This window comes from Verrucosispora sp. WMMA2044, from assembly GCF_027497155.1.
Classification (GTDB): domain Bacteria; phylum Actinomycetota; class Actinomycetes; order Mycobacteriales; family Micromonosporaceae; genus Micromonospora; species Micromonospora palythoicola.
In genome coordinates this window covers 6,074,668-6,089,283 of sequence record NZ_CP114913.1, presented here as the reverse complement: position 1 = coordinate 6,089,283, position 14,616 = coordinate 6,074,668, and the positions used below count along the sequence as shown (strand labels likewise).

The 14,616-nt window shown below is 71.7% G+C and carries 13 protein-coding genes; 5 read left to right on the top strand and 8 right to left on the bottom strand.

Features of this window, described 5'->3' with window-relative positions:
• Positions 1 to 5: 5 nt before the first annotated feature.
• The 3 genes from O3597_RS27570 to O3597_RS27560 form a co-directional block, all read right to left on the bottom strand.
• The gene (locus tag O3597_RS27570) at positions 6 to 1,055 is read right to left on the bottom strand and encodes a 3-oxoacyl-[acyl-carrier-protein] synthase III C-terminal domain-containing protein (protein ID WP_164448603.1); all 1,050 of its coding nucleotides are present in this window, start codon (positions 1,053 to 1,055) and stop codon (positions 6 to 8) included.
• Between the two features lie 92 nt (positions 1,056 to 1,147).
• On the bottom strand, positions 1,148 to 2,320 hold the full coding sequence (locus O3597_RS27565) for an acyl-CoA dehydrogenase family protein (protein WP_281602849.1): 1,173 nt from the start codon (positions 2,318 to 2,320) through the stop codon (positions 1,148 to 1,150).
• Positions 2,321 to 2,367: 47 nt separating this feature from the next.
• Positions 2,368 to 3,105 carry a methyltransferase domain-containing protein gene (locus O3597_RS27560; RefSeq protein WP_281602848.1) on the bottom strand — a complete coding sequence of 246 codons (738 nt, stop codon included), beginning with the start codon at positions 3,103 to 3,105 and terminating at the stop codon, positions 2,368 to 2,370.
• On the opposite strand from O3597_RS27560, the gene O3597_RS27555 reads away from it, so the two are divergent.
• From O3597_RS27555 to disA, 4 genes are all read left to right on the top strand, one after another.
• Positions 3,104 to 3,991, top strand: a complete 888-nt coding sequence (locus O3597_RS27555; RefSeq protein ID WP_281602847.1) for a UbiA family prenyltransferase — start codon at positions 3,104 to 3,106, stop codon at positions 3,989 to 3,991. The two genes, O3597_RS27560 and O3597_RS27555, sit on opposite strands and share 2 nt — an antisense overlap.
• Positions 3,992 to 4,129: 138 nt before the next feature.
• Positions 4,130 to 4,867 (top strand): hypothetical protein, encoded by a 738-nt coding sequence (locus O3597_RS27550; protein ID WP_281602846.1) that lies wholly within the window; start codon positions 4,130 to 4,132, stop codon positions 4,865 to 4,867.
• A 117-nt stretch (positions 4,868 to 4,984) separates the two neighbouring features.
• Positions 4,985 to 6,436, top strand: coding sequence for a DNA repair protein RadA (gene radA, locus O3597_RS27545; RefSeq protein WP_281602845.1), 1,452 nt, complete (start codon positions 4,985 to 4,987; stop codon positions 6,434 to 6,436).
• A 97-nt stretch (positions 6,437 to 6,533) separates the two neighbouring features.
• Complete coding sequence (gene disA / locus O3597_RS27540; protein WP_164448606.1) at positions 6,534 to 7,712, top strand: DNA integrity scanning diadenylate cyclase DisA; 1,179 nt, start codon at positions 6,534 to 6,536, stop codon at positions 7,710 to 7,712.
• 63 nt (positions 7,713 to 7,775) lie between these two features.
• On the opposite strand, the gene O3597_RS27535 is transcribed toward disA, so the two are convergent.
• From O3597_RS27535 to O3597_RS27525, 3 genes are all read right to left on the bottom strand, one after another.
• Positions 7,776 to 8,513 carry a hypothetical protein gene (locus O3597_RS27535; protein ID WP_164448607.1) on the bottom strand — a complete coding sequence of 246 codons (738 nt, stop codon included), beginning with the start codon at positions 8,511 to 8,513 and terminating at the stop codon, positions 7,776 to 7,778.
• Positions 8,514 to 8,650: 137 nt separating this feature from the next.
• The gene (locus O3597_RS27530) at positions 8,651 to 9,244 is read right to left on the bottom strand and encodes a peptide deformylase (RefSeq protein WP_281602844.1); all 594 of its coding nucleotides are present in this window, start codon (positions 9,242 to 9,244) and stop codon (positions 8,651 to 8,653) included.
• On the bottom strand, positions 9,241 to 9,753 hold the full coding sequence (locus O3597_RS27525) for an ACT domain-containing protein (protein WP_164448609.1): 513 nt from the start codon (positions 9,751 to 9,753) through the stop codon (positions 9,241 to 9,243). Before O3597_RS27525 ends, O3597_RS27530 begins: the two co-directional genes overlap by 4 nt.
• Positions 9,754 to 9,848: 95 nt before the next feature.
• On the opposite strand from O3597_RS27525, the gene O3597_RS27520 reads away from it, so the two are divergent.
• Positions 9,849 to 10,751 carry an A/G-specific adenine glycosylase gene (locus tag O3597_RS27520; protein WP_164448610.1) on the top strand — a complete coding sequence of 301 codons (903 nt, stop codon included), beginning with the start codon at positions 9,849 to 9,851 and terminating at the stop codon, positions 10,749 to 10,751.
• Positions 10,752 to 10,800: 49 nt separating this feature from the next.
• Here O3597_RS27520 and O3597_RS27515 read toward each other — a convergent pair whose 3' ends face one another.
• Together O3597_RS27515 and O3597_RS27510 are read right to left on the bottom strand one after the other, a co-directional pair.
• Positions 10,801 to 11,454 carry a C39 family peptidase gene (locus tag O3597_RS27515; RefSeq protein WP_281604652.1) on the bottom strand — a complete coding sequence of 218 codons (654 nt, stop codon included), beginning with the start codon at positions 11,452 to 11,454 and terminating at the stop codon, positions 10,801 to 10,803.
• Positions 11,455 to 11,794: 340 nt separating this feature from the next.
• A complete protein-coding gene (locus O3597_RS27510) occupies positions 11,795 to 14,329 on the bottom strand; it encodes an ATP-dependent Clp protease ATP-binding subunit (protein ID WP_164448681.1) in 2,535 nt (844 codons plus the stop codon).
• Between the last annotated feature and the right edge of the window lie 287 nt (positions 14,330 to 14,616).

Genomic DNA, 14,616 nt, shown 5'->3' with positions numbered 1-14,616 from the left:
ACTGGTCAGGCGTGACGTTCCAGCAGGGCGGCGTAGAGGGTCAGGCCAGGCCCGAAGGCCAGCATCACCACGCGGCGCGGTGCCGGTGCCGACCGGAACAGGCGGTCGAGGATCAACAGCACCGTCGGCGAGGAACAGTTGCCGTGCTCGTCGAGCGTCTCCCGGGACGCCGCCAACGCCGCCGGTGCCAGTCCCAGCTCACGCTCCACCACGTTGAGGATGCGCGGGCCGCCCGGGTGCACGGCCCAACCGTCCACCTCCGACCGGTGGGTGCCGTGCCGGGCCAGCACCTCGTCGACCAGCCCCCGGACGTGCCTCGACAGCACCTGCGGCACCTTCGGTGACAACCCCATCCGGAAACCGGTGTCGGTCACCTCCCAGGTCATGTGGTCGGCGGTGGAGGTGTCGGTCACCGAGGCGACCTCACGTACGGCGTACCCCCGCCCACCGGGAACGACCACCGCGGCGACCGCGGCGTCGGAGAAGAGCGCGTGGGAGACGATCTGCTGGGTGTCCATCCGGGCCGAGGAGGGCTGCAGGTGCAGGCTGGTCAACTCGGCGCAGAGCAGCAGTGCGGGCCGGCCCCGGGCGGTGACGAAGTCACCCACCGCACCCAGCCCCGGCAGCGCCGCGTAGCAGCCCATGTGACCGACGAACATCCGCTGGGTCGTCGCGGCCATGCCCAGATCCCGGGCGAGCAGGATGTCCAGCCCAGGGGTGGCGTACCCGGTGCACGAGCACACGACGAAGAGGCCGACGTCACGGGCGTCCAGTCCGGCGGCGGTCAACGCCCGGCCGACCGCCTCCTTGCCCAGCGGTAACGCCTCGACCTGGTAACGGAGCATCCGTCGCTCGGTCGGCCAGTCGGAGACGTCCTCAAGCAACGGGTTGACTGCCGCCTGCCGCCGGGTCACCCCGGAGTGCGCGAAGATCCGCTCGGCCAGGGCCCGGGTCGAGCCGGAGAAATGCTGGGAAAAGAACTTCTCCCACAACTCCTGCTGGTCGGCCGAGGGCGGATGGGCCGTGCCCAGGCCCGCGATAACCGGTACGGACACGGTCCCACCTTCCTCTCGCAAGCTCACATCTCACGCCTGCCGACCACGCGCCGGTCCACGACCGCCAGGCCCACAAGCTCATTCCCTCACGCTCACCAACGAGGACTCGATCCGTCCCGGTCCGGGTCACCGCCAAGCGCGGCAATGCCGAGCCAGTCGGCACAGACGTCGGAGGTCGCCGGGTGCAGCGACCCGCAGCGAGCATCGCGGTACAGGCGTTCCAGTGGATGGCCCCGTCGGGTGGCGGAGGTGCCGGCCGCCTCCAGCATGGACGCGGCCACCTCCGCCGCAGTGGTGCCGGCCAGCAGCTTGGCCCGCCACACCCACCGGTTGGTTTCCTCGTCACCCGGTGCGTCGTCGACCCGTCGGGCCGCCTCGGCGACCACCAGCTCCGCCGCCGCCACTGCGGCGTCGGCACGACCGAGCCGGGCGCGTACCGCCGGCAGGCCGGCGAGGTTACGGGTGTTCAGGTGTTCCGCCGCCGCGTCGATCGACGCCCGGGCCACCCCCACGTAGACGGCCGCATAGCTGGCCACCAGCCAGTGCGGCATGAGCTGGGCCACCACCAGGGCCAGCCCTTCGACCCCGCCGAGCAGCCGGTCGGTCCCGACGGTCACGTCGAGGTGCAGGTCGTGCGAGGCGGTGGCGCGCATGCCGAGAGCGTCCCAGGTCGGCTCGACGGTGAGCCCTTCCCCGGCCGGAACCAGAAACTGCGAGACCACGGACGGGTCGGCGGCGCTCCGGGCCGCCACCAGGTAGCCATCGGCGTGGCCGGCACCGGAGCAGAAGGTCTTGCTGCCCTTGATCCGCCAGCCGCCGTCGACCGGTTCGTAGACCGTGGCGAGCTGGGACAGCCGGGCACCGGCGCCCCGCTCGCTCATCGCGACCGCGTACCAGGCCCCGTCGGCCGCCGCGCGTAGCAGCCGGTCGCGGGCGGCCAGCGCCTCCGCCGGTACGCCGAGCGCCTCGGCCAGCTCCTCGGTGACCGCGCCGAGCGCACCGGTCACCGAGGCGTGCATGTTGAACACCAGGGCGGTGGCGCCGTTGCCGCGGGCCAGTTCGGTGGCGACCGCCGCGTACCCGGCGAAGGTGGCACCGGCGCCACCCAGCTCGGCCGGGACCATCAGTCCGAACAGCCCCGCCTCGCGCAGGTCGGCGAAGTCGTCCACCGGGAACGAGCCGTCCCGGTCGTGTGTGGCGGCCCGCGCCGCCAGCCGGGGCGCCAGCCGCCGGGCCGCCGCCGGCGCTCCACTGCGCTCGGTCATGGATGGAACCCCCTCTTCGGACATTGCCATACCCTCACCTGGATCAGCTATCCGTCGCGCAGCCCGTGACCCTGGTAGAGCACCGCCCTCGACCCGGTCGGCACGATGCGTGGTGCCTGACCGGTCGGTGTCGCCACGCCCGTCACCTGCCTCAGCAGCCACCGCAGCAGCCCCGGCACCCCGGGCCGGACACCACGGACCCGCAGGTCGACGCCGTGCCGGGCACACTCGGCGACCAACTCGCGGTCGTCGACGAACAACCGAGGGTCGTGGATGCCGCGCGGCACGGTGGGCAGGCGCTCGGCGATGCGGACGGCGACCAGCCGGGCCAGCGCGGTGTCGTTGAGTGTGTCCAGCACCAGCAGACCACCGGGGCGCAGCAGTCGGCACGCCTCGGCCACCGCCGCACGCCAGTCCGGGACGTGCTCCAGCAGCTCTCCGGCGGCGACCACGTCGGCGCAGCCGTCCACCAGCGGCACCGCCGTCGCGTCGCCGTTCACCACCGTCACGCCGTGCGCCGCCGCCTGGGCCAGCGCCGAGCGGGTCAGGTCCACCCCCACATGCCGGTAACCCTTGCCGGCCAGGTGTGGGGCGAGCAGCCCGGCCCCGCAGCCGAGGTCGACCAGGACCGCGCCGGGTCGCGCCGCCGGGGGCACCAGCGCGGCCCGCGCCCGGGCCAGCCAGTGCAGCATGGCGAACACCCCGTCCGGCCGCCACCATTCGTCCGCCAGGTCGTCGTACTGGCGCGGATCGTTGCGGGGCAGCACGAGGCCGGCGTCACGCATGGCAACGAGCGTGGCACGACTCCCCGGTAACGACCAGACTTCCGTTATGTCGTCGACGGTGTTAGGGCTGGTCAGAGCAAGCCATCCGGAGCCGACCGCAGCGGTCACCACAGTGGCCGGCCTGCTCGCCGTCGGTGTCGGGCATCCACCCGGCGGCGTCGTCGCGGTGGTGCTCACCGTGGCGGCCAGCCAGTTCACCGTCGGATGGACCAACGACCTGCTCGACGCCGACCGCGACACGATGGTCGGGCGCGCCGACAAACCGTTGGCCTCCGGCGCGCTCGGCCGGCGTACCGTCGCGGTCGCCGCCGCCGTGGCCGCCACCGCGACCGTGGCACTGGCCCTGACCACGAACCCGGCGGCGGCGCTCTGCGCCGTCGTCGCCCTGGTCTCGGCGCTGCTCTACGACTGGCCGCTGAAGTCCACCCCGATCTCGGTGCTGCCGTACGCGGTCTCCTTCGGCGCGCTGCCCGCCTTCGTGGTGCTGGCCCTGCCCGACGCTCCGCCACCCCCAGCCTGGCTGGTCGTCGCGGCGGCCCTGCTCGGCGCGGGTGCCCACTTCGCGAACGTGCTGCCCGACTTCGCCGACGACGCCCGGACCGGAGTTCGTGGGCTGCCGCACCGGCTCGGCGCGACGGGCAGCCGGGCGGCCGCTGTGGGGCTGCTGATCGCGGCGACCGTCACGCTCGTGCTCGGGCCACCCGGACCGCCGACCGGCGTGGGTCTCGCGGCGGTCGCCGTCACCGTCGTGATCTTCATCGTGGCCTGGTACGCCGGCCGGACCGGCGAGCACGCCGGAGCCCGGCCGGTGGCTGCCTTCCGCGCGGTGCTGCTGGTCGCCCTGATCGACGTCGTACTGCTGGTCACGAACGGTCGGTTGGTCTGAGGTCGGCCTCGACGGCTGGCCGCACCGGGTCGGCGTGCGGCCCACGATCAGCGCCAACTACCCTGGAGCCCGGTCTGCGCGGGCATGGCCAGCGGTTCCGGCCGGCGAGCCGGTGTGATCGTGACGAGGAGGACCGACGTGAGGCGCTCGATCAGGGGTTCCCGGCGGGCTGCCGTGCTGCTGCCCGGGATCGCGGCGGCAGCCGGGCTGCTGCTGTCCGGATGCGGCGCCGGCCAGATCTCCGAGACGGCCAACAAGGTCCCGTCGATCCAGGGCGTCAACCTCGAGGCCGGCGACGGGCGGTACGCCGTTCGCGCCGCCGCGCTGGCCTACCCCGGTGTCGAGGGCTATCAGGCCGGCGACGACGCTCTGCTCAACGTCGTCCTCTACAACGACTCGCCGGATCCGGTCACGGTCACGGTCACCTCGCCGGACGCCCGGGAGGTGGTGCTCACCACGGTCGCCGCCGCGACCAACCCGTCGCCCACCGGCTCGCCGTCGCCGACGGCCTCCCCCTCGCCGGAGCAGTCTCCCGAGGGATCCCCCTCGCCGGACAACTCCGCCTCGCCGGACAACTCTCCCGCACCGGACGACTCCCCGTCGCCGAGCCCGACCGGGTCACCCACGTCCGGGCCCGCCCGGATCGAGATTCCTCCGCTGAGCTACGTGCAGCTCAACACCGAGGGTGAGCAGGTGCTTCAACTGCTCGGGCTGAACGAGACCCTGCTCGCCGGCCAGAGCGTCACGCTGACCTTCGACTTCGGCGGCGAGACGGTCACCAGCCCGGCGCCGATCGCCGTGCCGCTCTCGCCGCTGCCGCAGCCGTCGCCGGTCATCGAGCGGCACACCGAGTACGAGGGCGAAGGCGGCCACTGAGCACGGCGGGCCGGTCACGCCGACCGAGCTGATCCAGGTACGTCCCGACGGCACCGTCGGCGTGGTGCGGCCATGCCGACGGTGCCGTCGTCGTACCCGGGGGTTAGCGTCGCTCGGGTGAGCATCTCCCGATCGACCCCGTCCCGGGCGGGCACCGGCTCGCGAAGCCGCGCCGCCGCTCGCGAGCCCCGGCCCGCGTACGAGTGCGACGCCTGCGGACATCAGCCACCGAAATGGGTGGGACGCTGTCCCGAGTGCGGCGAGTGGGGCTCCGTGGTCGAGTGCACGGTCACCGGCCCGACCGTCTCGGGCCGCGTGGTGAGTTCCCGGATGCCCGCCGAGCCGGCCCGGCCCATCGCCACCATCAGCGCGGCACCGGCCCGGGCCCGACCGACCGGGGTCGGCGAGCTGGATCGGGTCCTCGGTGGTGGTCTGGTGCCCGGTGCCGTGGTGCTGCTCGCCGGGGAGCCGGGGGTGGGCAAGTCCACCCTGCTGCTCGACGTCGCCCAACAGTGGGCCGCCGGAGCGGGCAGCCCCTCGCTGGTGGTCAGCGGTGAGGAGTCGGTCAGCCAGGTACGGCTGCGGGCGGAGCGGATGGGCACCCTGCACGACCAGCTCTTCCTGGCGGCCGAGAGCGACCTCGCGGCGGTGCTCGGTCATCTCGACGCGGTCAAGCCGGGCCTGCTCGTCCTCGACTCGGTGCAGACCATCTCCACCACCGGCACCGAGGGCGTACCGGGCGGGGTGACCCAGGTCCGGGCGGTCACCGCCGCCCTGGTCGCGGTCGCCAAGGAACGCGGGGTCGCCACCGTGCTGGTCGGGCACGTCACCAAGGACGGCCAGGTCGCCGGACCCCGGGTGCTGGAGCACCTGGTCGACGTGGTGCTGCACTTCGAAGGCGACAAGCACTCCTCACTGCGGATGGTGCGCGGCGTCAAGAACCGGTTCGGTGCCGCTGACGAGGTCGGCTGCTTCGAGATGCACGAGGGCGGCATCAGCAGCCTCGCCGATCCCTCCGGGCTGTTCCTGACCCGTTACTCCGAGCCGGTCCCGGGCACCTGCGTGACGGTGGCGATGGAGGGACGGCGGGCACTGCTCACCGAGGTGCAGGCGCTGATCGGGGCCACGGTGGCCGGCTCACCCCGGCGTACCGTCTCCGGGCTGGACTCCGCCCGGCTGGCGATGGTGCTCGCGGTGCTCCAGCGCCGTACCGAACGGCTCACCCTGCACGACCGGGAGGTCTTCGCGGCCACCGTGGGCGGCATCCGGGTGGTGGAACCCGCCGCCGACCTCGCGGTCGCCCTCGCCGTCGCCTCCGGCGGGCTCAACCTGGCGATCGCACCGCACCTGGTGGCGATCGGTGAGGTCGGCCTCACCGGCGAGGTGCGGCGGGTGGGCGCGGTACCGCGCCGACTGGCGGAGGCGGCCCGGCTCGGTTTCCGGCTGGCCCTCGTGCCGCCCGGCTGCGGACCCACCAGCACCGGTGCCGGACCGGAGCAGATGCGCGTGATCGAGGTCACCGACGTCCGTTCGGCGTTGCAAGCCGCGGCGCGGGCGTCGGCGGAGTGAGCCGGCCACCGGGCGGGTCGGGCAGGGCGGGCGGAATCGTGACACATCACAGTAACCGCGAGAGCACCCACCGCAGGGCAGTCCGTAGACTGTGCCCGTGCCGATCGACCGCGATACCACCAAGCCAGCCGGCGCGACGCCCCACGCCCGCACCGCTGCGGTGGGCTCGCCCGCCCGACCCATCAGCGTGAGCGTGACGGGGGGCGGCGTCGCCGGCGATCCACTGCGCGCGAACCTGGCCCTGATGGCACCCGGCACCGCGCTGCGCGACGGGTTGGAGCGGATCCTGCGGGGTCGTACGGGCGCGCTGATCGTCCTCGGCTACGACAAGGTGGTCGAGGGGCTCTGCACGGGCGGCTTTCCGCTGGACGTCGAGTTCTCCGCGACCCGGGTCCGGGAGCTCTGCAAGATGGACGGCGCGGTCGTGCTCTCCAGCGACGGCACAAGGATCGTGCGGGCGGCCGTGCACCTCATGCCCGATCCCACCATCCCGACCGAGGAGTCCGGCACCCGGCACCGCACCGCCGAACGGGTCGCCCGGCAGACCGGCTACCCGGTGATCTCGGTCAGCCAGTCCATGCGCATCATCAGCCTCTACGTCAACGGTCAACGTCACGTGCTCGACGACTCGGCGGCGATCCTCTCCCGGGCGAATCAGGCACTCGCCACGCTTGAGCGGTACAAGCTCCGCCTCGACGAGGTGTCCGGCACACTCTCCGCCCTGGAGATCGAGGATCTGGTCACCGTGCGTGACGCGGTGGCGGTGATGCAGCGGCTGGAGATGGTCCGCCGAATCGCCGACGAGATCGCCGGTTACGTGGTCGAGTTGGGCACCGACGGGCGGTTGCTGGCCCTCCAGCTTGACGAGTTGATGGCCGGCGTGGATGCCGATCGCACCCTCGTCATCCGGGACTACCTGCCCACCGGTCGCAAGCCCCGGACCCTCGACGAGGCGCTCGTCGAGCTGGACCTGCTGAGTGCCACCGAGCTGATCGACCTGGTCTCGGTCGCCAAGGCGATCGGCTATCCGGCGGCCTCGGACGCGCTGGACGCCGCGGTCAGCCCGCGCGGCTTCCGGCTGCTGGCCAAGGTCCCCCGGCTTCCGGTGGCCGTGGTCGACCGACTGGTGCTGCACTTCGGCAGCCTGCAACGGTTGCTGGGCGCCACAGTGGAGGACCTGCAGGCGGTCGACGGCGTCGGTGACGCACGAGCCCGCGGCGTACGCGAAGGGCTGTCGCGGCTGGCCGAGGCGTCCATCCTGGAACGCTACGTCTAGCCACGTCTCACCCGAACGAGTCGAGGCAGCGCCGGTGGACCGGCAGGTCGACCCGAGTGCCGGCTAGCTGACGACGAGCTTCGCGGGTTGGCTCAGCTTGGTGCCCACCCGGGCGAAGACCTCGTACCGTCCGGCTTGCGCCACCGGCCCGTTCGCCACGCCGTTGGCGCACCGGCTGCTGTCCCTGCCGTTCCAGTTGACCTGGTAGGAGCGTTCGAAGCCCGGGGTGAAGGACTGCACGTCCGACCCGGTGGCCGTGCCACAGGTGTCCGAGGACCAGATCACCTCGGCACCGGCCTTGATGTACAACTCCTGGGCGGTCGCGCCGACGTCCCGGCTGCACGTCCGGTCGGACCGGTTACGGATCTTCAAACTCAGTGCGACGGACGCCCCCGAGGCGGCCTCCGCCGGCTGCGCCACGGCGGTCACCGAAAGTTCGGTGTCCGCACAGTTGCCCTCGTCCACGACGGGATCAACCGCCGGCGGGTCATTGCTGAGGCTCGGTTCGTTCTCCGGCTCGTCCCCCGCGTCGGCGGTCTCGCCCGCTGGATCGGCGGGGTCGGCCCCGGCGTCACCGGACGGCGGCGACCCGGTCTGCGGGGTCAGCACCGACCCGGTCGGATCCGGCGTGCCGGTCGCCACGCCCGGCTCGGGCTTGCCGTCACCGGTCGCGTCGTTGCCCCCGGTGGGCCCGTTGCACGAGTAGAACAGGACAATCAGGAAAAGCAGCACCGCACCGAGCACGACGGCGCGACGCCGCCAGTACACGGTGGGAGGCAGGGGGCCGACCGTCAGACGCATGATGACCCCACCGTAGCGGCGGCCGGTGCGGCGGACGGCAGCGACGCGCCGAGGCTCACCCGTGCCATCGGATCCGACCCTCCATTCACGACGGTTCGCACCGGCGGCAGTCACTCAGGGCGACCGTCCGACCCGACTCAGAGGTAGACCTTGCGCTGGTAGATCGCGTGCGCGCCGGCCACCCGATCCAGGAACAGCAGGCCGGCGCAATGATCGATCTCGTGCTGCAGTGCGCGGGCCTCGAAACCGTCCGTCACCAGGCGTACGGTCTCACCACTGCCGGGCAGCGCACCCTCCACGACCAGCCGGCTCGCCCGTTTCACGTCACCGGTCAGGTCCGGCACCGACATGCACCCTTCCCGACCCGCCTTCCAGCGGGTGGCCTCGACCACCCGGGCGTTGCAGAGCACGAAGACGCCATGCCCGGTGACCGTCTTGGGATGCCCGGTGACGTCCACCGCGAAGATCTGCGCGCTCACCCCGACCTGCGGGGCGGCCAGGCCCACACAGCCCGGCGACACCCGCATGGTCGCGATCAGATCGGCGGCGAGTCGCACCGTCTCACCGGCGGTCGGGTCGACCTCGCCTCCGGGCCGGCTGAGCACCGGGTCCGGTGCGCAGAGCACCGGGATGACGCGGCCGGTGCCGACCGCCTCGGGAACCCAGTCACCCAGGCCCACGTACGCGTCGGGCTGCGCCTCCCGGTTCGGCGCGTCCGATGTGCCGCTCACAGGACGTCCGGTTCGGCAGGTCGGAGAGTCACCTCGACCCCGAGACCGGCGGCCACCTCCGCCAGCCGGCCGGTGAGCGCGTCGGCCACACCGGGGGGCAGTTCCACCTCGGCCACCACCACGTAGAGCGTCCCCGCCAGGCGGGTGCTCAGATCGGTGACGTTGCCACCGGCCTCGGCCAGCGTCCGGGTCATCGCGGCCACGATGCCCATCCGGTCGGCACCGTGCACCGCCATCACGTACGGTTCGCCGGCGGGCGCGGTCTCACCGTCCGGCGTCACTTCGCGTACCGTCGCCAGCAGTTGGCCGTCGGCGGCCAGCGCCGCCAGCGCGGTCTCGACCTCGGCGGCGGCCGGGCCGACGCAGATCAGGGTCATCGCGAAATGTCCCCGCAGACGGGTCATGGTGCTGTCGGTGAGGTTGGCTCCGAGCCGGGCGAGCACCTCGGCGACGTCAGCCACGATGCCGGGCCGGTCCCGGCCGATGACGGTGATCGCAAGCTCGTTCATCCGGGCATTCTGCCCGATCGGCACCCGTCGTCGTGGTCGGCCCGCCCGACCGTCCGAACGGCGGGACCGTAACGCGTGACATCATCGGCGACGCGATGACAGAACCCACCTTCGCCGGCCGGGTGAGCCGGTGGTACGAGCAGCACGCGCGGGACCTGCCCTGGCGCAGGCCCGAGGCGGACCCCTGGGCGATCCTGGTGAGCGAGGTCATGCTTCAGCAGACCCCGGTCGCCCGGGTGGTGCCCGCCTGGCAGGCGTGGCTGGAGCGCTGGCCGACACCGGCCGCCCTGGCCGGGTCGAGCCCGGCCGAGGCGATCCGGATGTGGGGACGGCTCGGTTATCCCCGTCGCGCGGTCCGGCTGCACGAGTGCGCGGTGGCCATCGTGGAGCGGCACGGCGGTGCGGTGCCGGACCGGCTGGAACAGCTGCTCGCCCTGCCCGGCGTCGGTACGTACACCGCCCGGGCGGTCGCCGCCTTCGCGTACGGCCAGCGTCACCCGGTGGTCGACACCAACGTACGCCGGGTGGTTTGCCGGGCGGTGGCCGGTGAACCGGATGCCGGCCCGACCACCCGCCCGGCCGATCTGGTCGCCACCGAGGAACTGCTGCCCGCCGAACCGGCCGCAGCCGCCCTGGCCAGCGCCGCCTTCATGGAGTTGGGGGCGGTCGTCTGCACCGCCCGGTCGCCTCGCTGCGGGGTGTGCCCGGTCGAGTCGACCTGCGCGTGGCGGGCTGCGGGCCGCCCCGCTCCAGCCGGTCCGACCCGCCGACCACAGCGGTACGCCGGGACCGACCGCCAGGTACGCGGCCTGCTACTCGGCGTGCTCCGGGAGGCCAGCGGGCCGGTGCCGCACCAACGCCTGGACCAGGTGTGGGCCGACGACGTACAGCGGGCGCGGGCACTGGCCGGACTTGTCGACGATGGCCTGGTCGAGCCGATCGGTGCGACGTCGTTCCGGTTGGTCGGCGACGGCCCTCCAGCACCGGTGGCTGGCTGAGTACCGAGGGCCGACCCCATCGGGGCCGGCCCTCGGTGTCGGCGGTGGATCAGGCGGAATAGCCTCGGCTGGCGATCCAGTCGGCCAGCACGTCGGTGCTGATCCAGTACTCGGGCCGGCTGGCGTCGGCCGAGTCAGCGATCTTCATCTGGTCGCCGTCGTCGCGGTAGCCGGTCACCGCGATGTAGTGGCCGCCGTCGAAGGTGTGGCTGCCCCCGTCGAGGTCGGTGGCGGTGCCCACGACGTTCGCCACGACGCCCCGCCCGCTGTCGACGGCGCGGACGACGTCCTCCCGCAGCCGGTCGGTCTCGGCCCGGCCAGCGGCCTGACCGGGGATCTCCACCGTGCGGTAGACATCCTTGCCGGCCTTCCGGTTGAGCGCCTCGGTGATCAGGAAGGCCGAGTCGGTGCCCCGCTCGGTGGTGCCCATCTCGCGGGCCAGGTCGTCCTGGGAGACGTCCTTGTTCAGGATGCTCAGGGTGTTACGCACCGCGGCCGGACCGCAGTAGTAGAAGTTCGGCTGGGCCTCGTAACGCACCTTCAACTGCCGCTCACCCTTGCCGTGTCCCCGCTCGGTCACGGCGGCCAGTGGGTCGGAACTCGGCGGAGCGGCGTTCGCGCCCACCGGACCGGCGATCATCCCACCGGCGCAGACGGCACCGGCGGCGGTCAGGGCAGCCTTACGGATCGGACCAGTCATGATCGTTGCCTTCCGTCTCGGGGGATCGACACGACACCAGGAGATGGGAGGTTGCGAGTACCGCGTCGGCTGGAGGCGGCGCGGCACACGCCTGCTCCGGATTCGCAACGACCTGGGCAGGCCCGGCATTTCCGGGTCGGCCCTACCAGCCGGTCGTCGCGGTTACTCCTGCGTACAACCGCCTAGCGGACCGGTCCATGCCCCGGCAAACCGTGACCGCCGTCACGACAAACACCCACAAAACGGATGAACGGACCGGATGGGCGGATGCCTCCGCACCCGCACAGACGACGGCGGCCCGGTGGCATCCGCCACCGGGCCGCCGTCGCTTCGGCTGACGAACCTACTCGTCCGCGCCCGCAGCGGCCGTCCTGCCGCCGAGGTCGGCCGGTACGGCGTCCGGCACCTCCACCGGGCGGTCGGACCCCTTGAAGACGAGCTTGGACTTGTCGATGTCGTTCGGGTCGCCCTCGCAGTCCACCAACACGATCTGACCCGGGGTCAGCTCGTTGAACAGGATCCGCTCGGACAGGTTGTCCTCGATGTCGCGCTGGATGGTGCGACGCAGCGGACGTGCCCCCAGCACCGGGTCGAAGCCCTTCGCCGCGAGGTACTTCTTGGCGTTGTCGGTCAACTCCAGGCCCATGTCCTTGTTCCGCAACTGGGTCTCGATGCGGGAGATCATGATGTCGACGATCGACAGGATCTCGGTCTGACGCAGCTGGTGGAAGACGATGGTGTCGTCGATCCGGTTCAGGAACTCGGGCCGGAAGTGCTGCTTGAGCTCGTCGTTGACCTTCTGCTTCATCCGGTCGTAGTTGGACTCCGAGTCCTCCGACGCCTGGAAGCCCAGGGAGACCGCCTTCGCGACGTCCCGGGTGCCCAGGTTGGTGGTCAGGATGATGACCGTGTTCTTGAAGTCAACGATCCGACCCTGACCATCGGTGAGCCGACCGTCCTCCAGGATCTGCAGGAGCGTGTTGAACACGTCCGGGTGGGCCTTCTCGATCTCGTCGAAGAGCACCACGCTGAACGGCCGACGCCGCACCTTCTCGGTCAGCTGCCCACCCTCGTCGTAGCCGACGTAGCCGGGCGGGGCACCCACCAGCCGGGAGACCGTGTACCGGTCGTGGAACTCGGACATGTCCAGCTGGATCAGGGCGTCCTCGCTGCCGAACAGGAACTCCGCGAGTGCCTTGGACAGCTCGGTCTTACCCACGCCGGACGGGCCGGCGAAGATGAACGAGCCCGACGGACGCTTCGGGTCCTTCAGGCCGGCCCGGGTACGCCGGATCGCCTTCGAGACCGCCTTGACCGCGTCCTCCTGGCCGATGACGCGCTTGTGCAGCTCGTCCTCCATGCGCAGCAGGCGAGAGGTCTCCTCCTCGGTCAGCTTGTAGACCGGGATGCCCGTCCAGTTGCCCAGCACCTCGGCGATCTGCTCGTCGTCGACCTCGCTGACGACGTCCAGGTCACCGGCCTTCCACTCCTTCTCCCGCTGCGCCTTCTGGCCCAGCAGCTGCTTCTCCTTGTCCCGCAGCTGCGCGGCGCGCTCGAAGTCCTGCGCGTCGATCGCGGACTCCTTGTCGCGGCGCACCTGCGCGATCCGCTCGTCGAAGTCACGCAGGTCCGGCGGCGCGGTCATCCGACGGATCCGCATCCGGGCACCGGCCTCGTCGATGAGGTCGATCGCCTTGTCCGGCAGGAAGCGGTCGGAGATGTACCGGTCGGCAAGCGTCGCCGCGGCCACCAGCGCCGCGTCGGTGATCGACACACGGTGGTGCGCCTCGTACCGGTCCCGCAGACCCTTCAGGATCTCGATGGTGTGCGCCAGCGACGGCTCACCGACCTGGATCGGCTGGAAGCGCCGCTCCAACGCGGCGTCCTTCTCCAGGTGCTTGCGGTACTCGTCGAGCGTGGTCGCGCCGATGGTCTGCAGCTCGCCACGGGCCAGCATCGGCTTGAGGATGCTCGCCGCGTCTATCGCGCCCTCGGCGGCACCCGCGCCGACCAGGGTGTGGATCTCGTCGATGAACAGGATGATGTCGCCCCGGGTGCGGATCTCCTTGAGCACCTTCTTCAGGCGCTCCTCGAAGTCACCGCGGTAGCGGGAACCGGCCACCAGCGCACCCAGGTCGAGCGTGTAGAGCTGCTTGTCCTTCAGCGTCTCGGGCACCTCGCCCTTGATGATCTTCTGGGACAGGCCCTCCACCACGGCGGTCTTACCGACACCGGGCTCACCGATCAGGACCGGGTTGTTCTTCGTCCGGCGGGAGAGCACCTGCATCACCCGCTCGATCTCCTTCTCCCGCCCGATGACCGGGTCGAGCTTGCCCTCCCGGGCCGCCTGGGTCAGGTTCCGGCCGAACTGGTCCAACACCAGGCTGGTCGACGGCGCGGCCTCGCCCGGCGCGGTACCCGCCGCGGCAGGCTCCTTGCCCTGGTAGCCGGAGAGCAGCTGGATCACCTGCTGGCGGACCCGGTTCAGGTCGGCACCGAGCTTGACCAGCACCTGGGCGGCGACGCCCTCGCCCTCACGGATCAGCCCGAGCAGGATGTGCTCCGTGCCGATGTAGTTGTGGCCGAGCTGCAGCGCCTCGCGCAGCGACAGCTCCAGCACCTTCTTGGCCCGCGGCGTGAACGGGATGTGCCCGCTCGGCGCCTGCTGGCCCTGGCCGATGATCTCCTCCACCTGCTGGCGGACGCCCTCCAGGGAGATCCCGAGGCTCTCCAGGGCCTTGGCCGCGACGCCCTCACCCTCGTGGATCAGGCCCAACAGGATGTGTTCCGTACCGATGTAGTTGTGGTTGAGCATCCGGGCCTCTTCCTGGGCCAGGACGACAACCCGTCGCGCTCGGTCGGTGAACCGCTCGAACATGCCCTCGTGCTCCTCACGTGCCGTGCGCACTCGATCTTGGTGGTCAAGACTCTCGGCGGGGCCGGATACGCGAGCGCCCGGGACGGGCGTCCGCGCCTCATTACTCTATCGCCGCGAGCCGACTCGGCTGACCTCGTGTGTCTGCGTCGTAGGCCCGGTACGCGTCGTTTTGCACAACCATCCACGCTCAACGGGTGTTCCGGGCATGGTCTGTGTACGCGCAGAGCGAAATTCGGCCCGGTCGCCGGGACCGCCGGGAACGCCGCACGGGGGCGCCCCGACCGGGG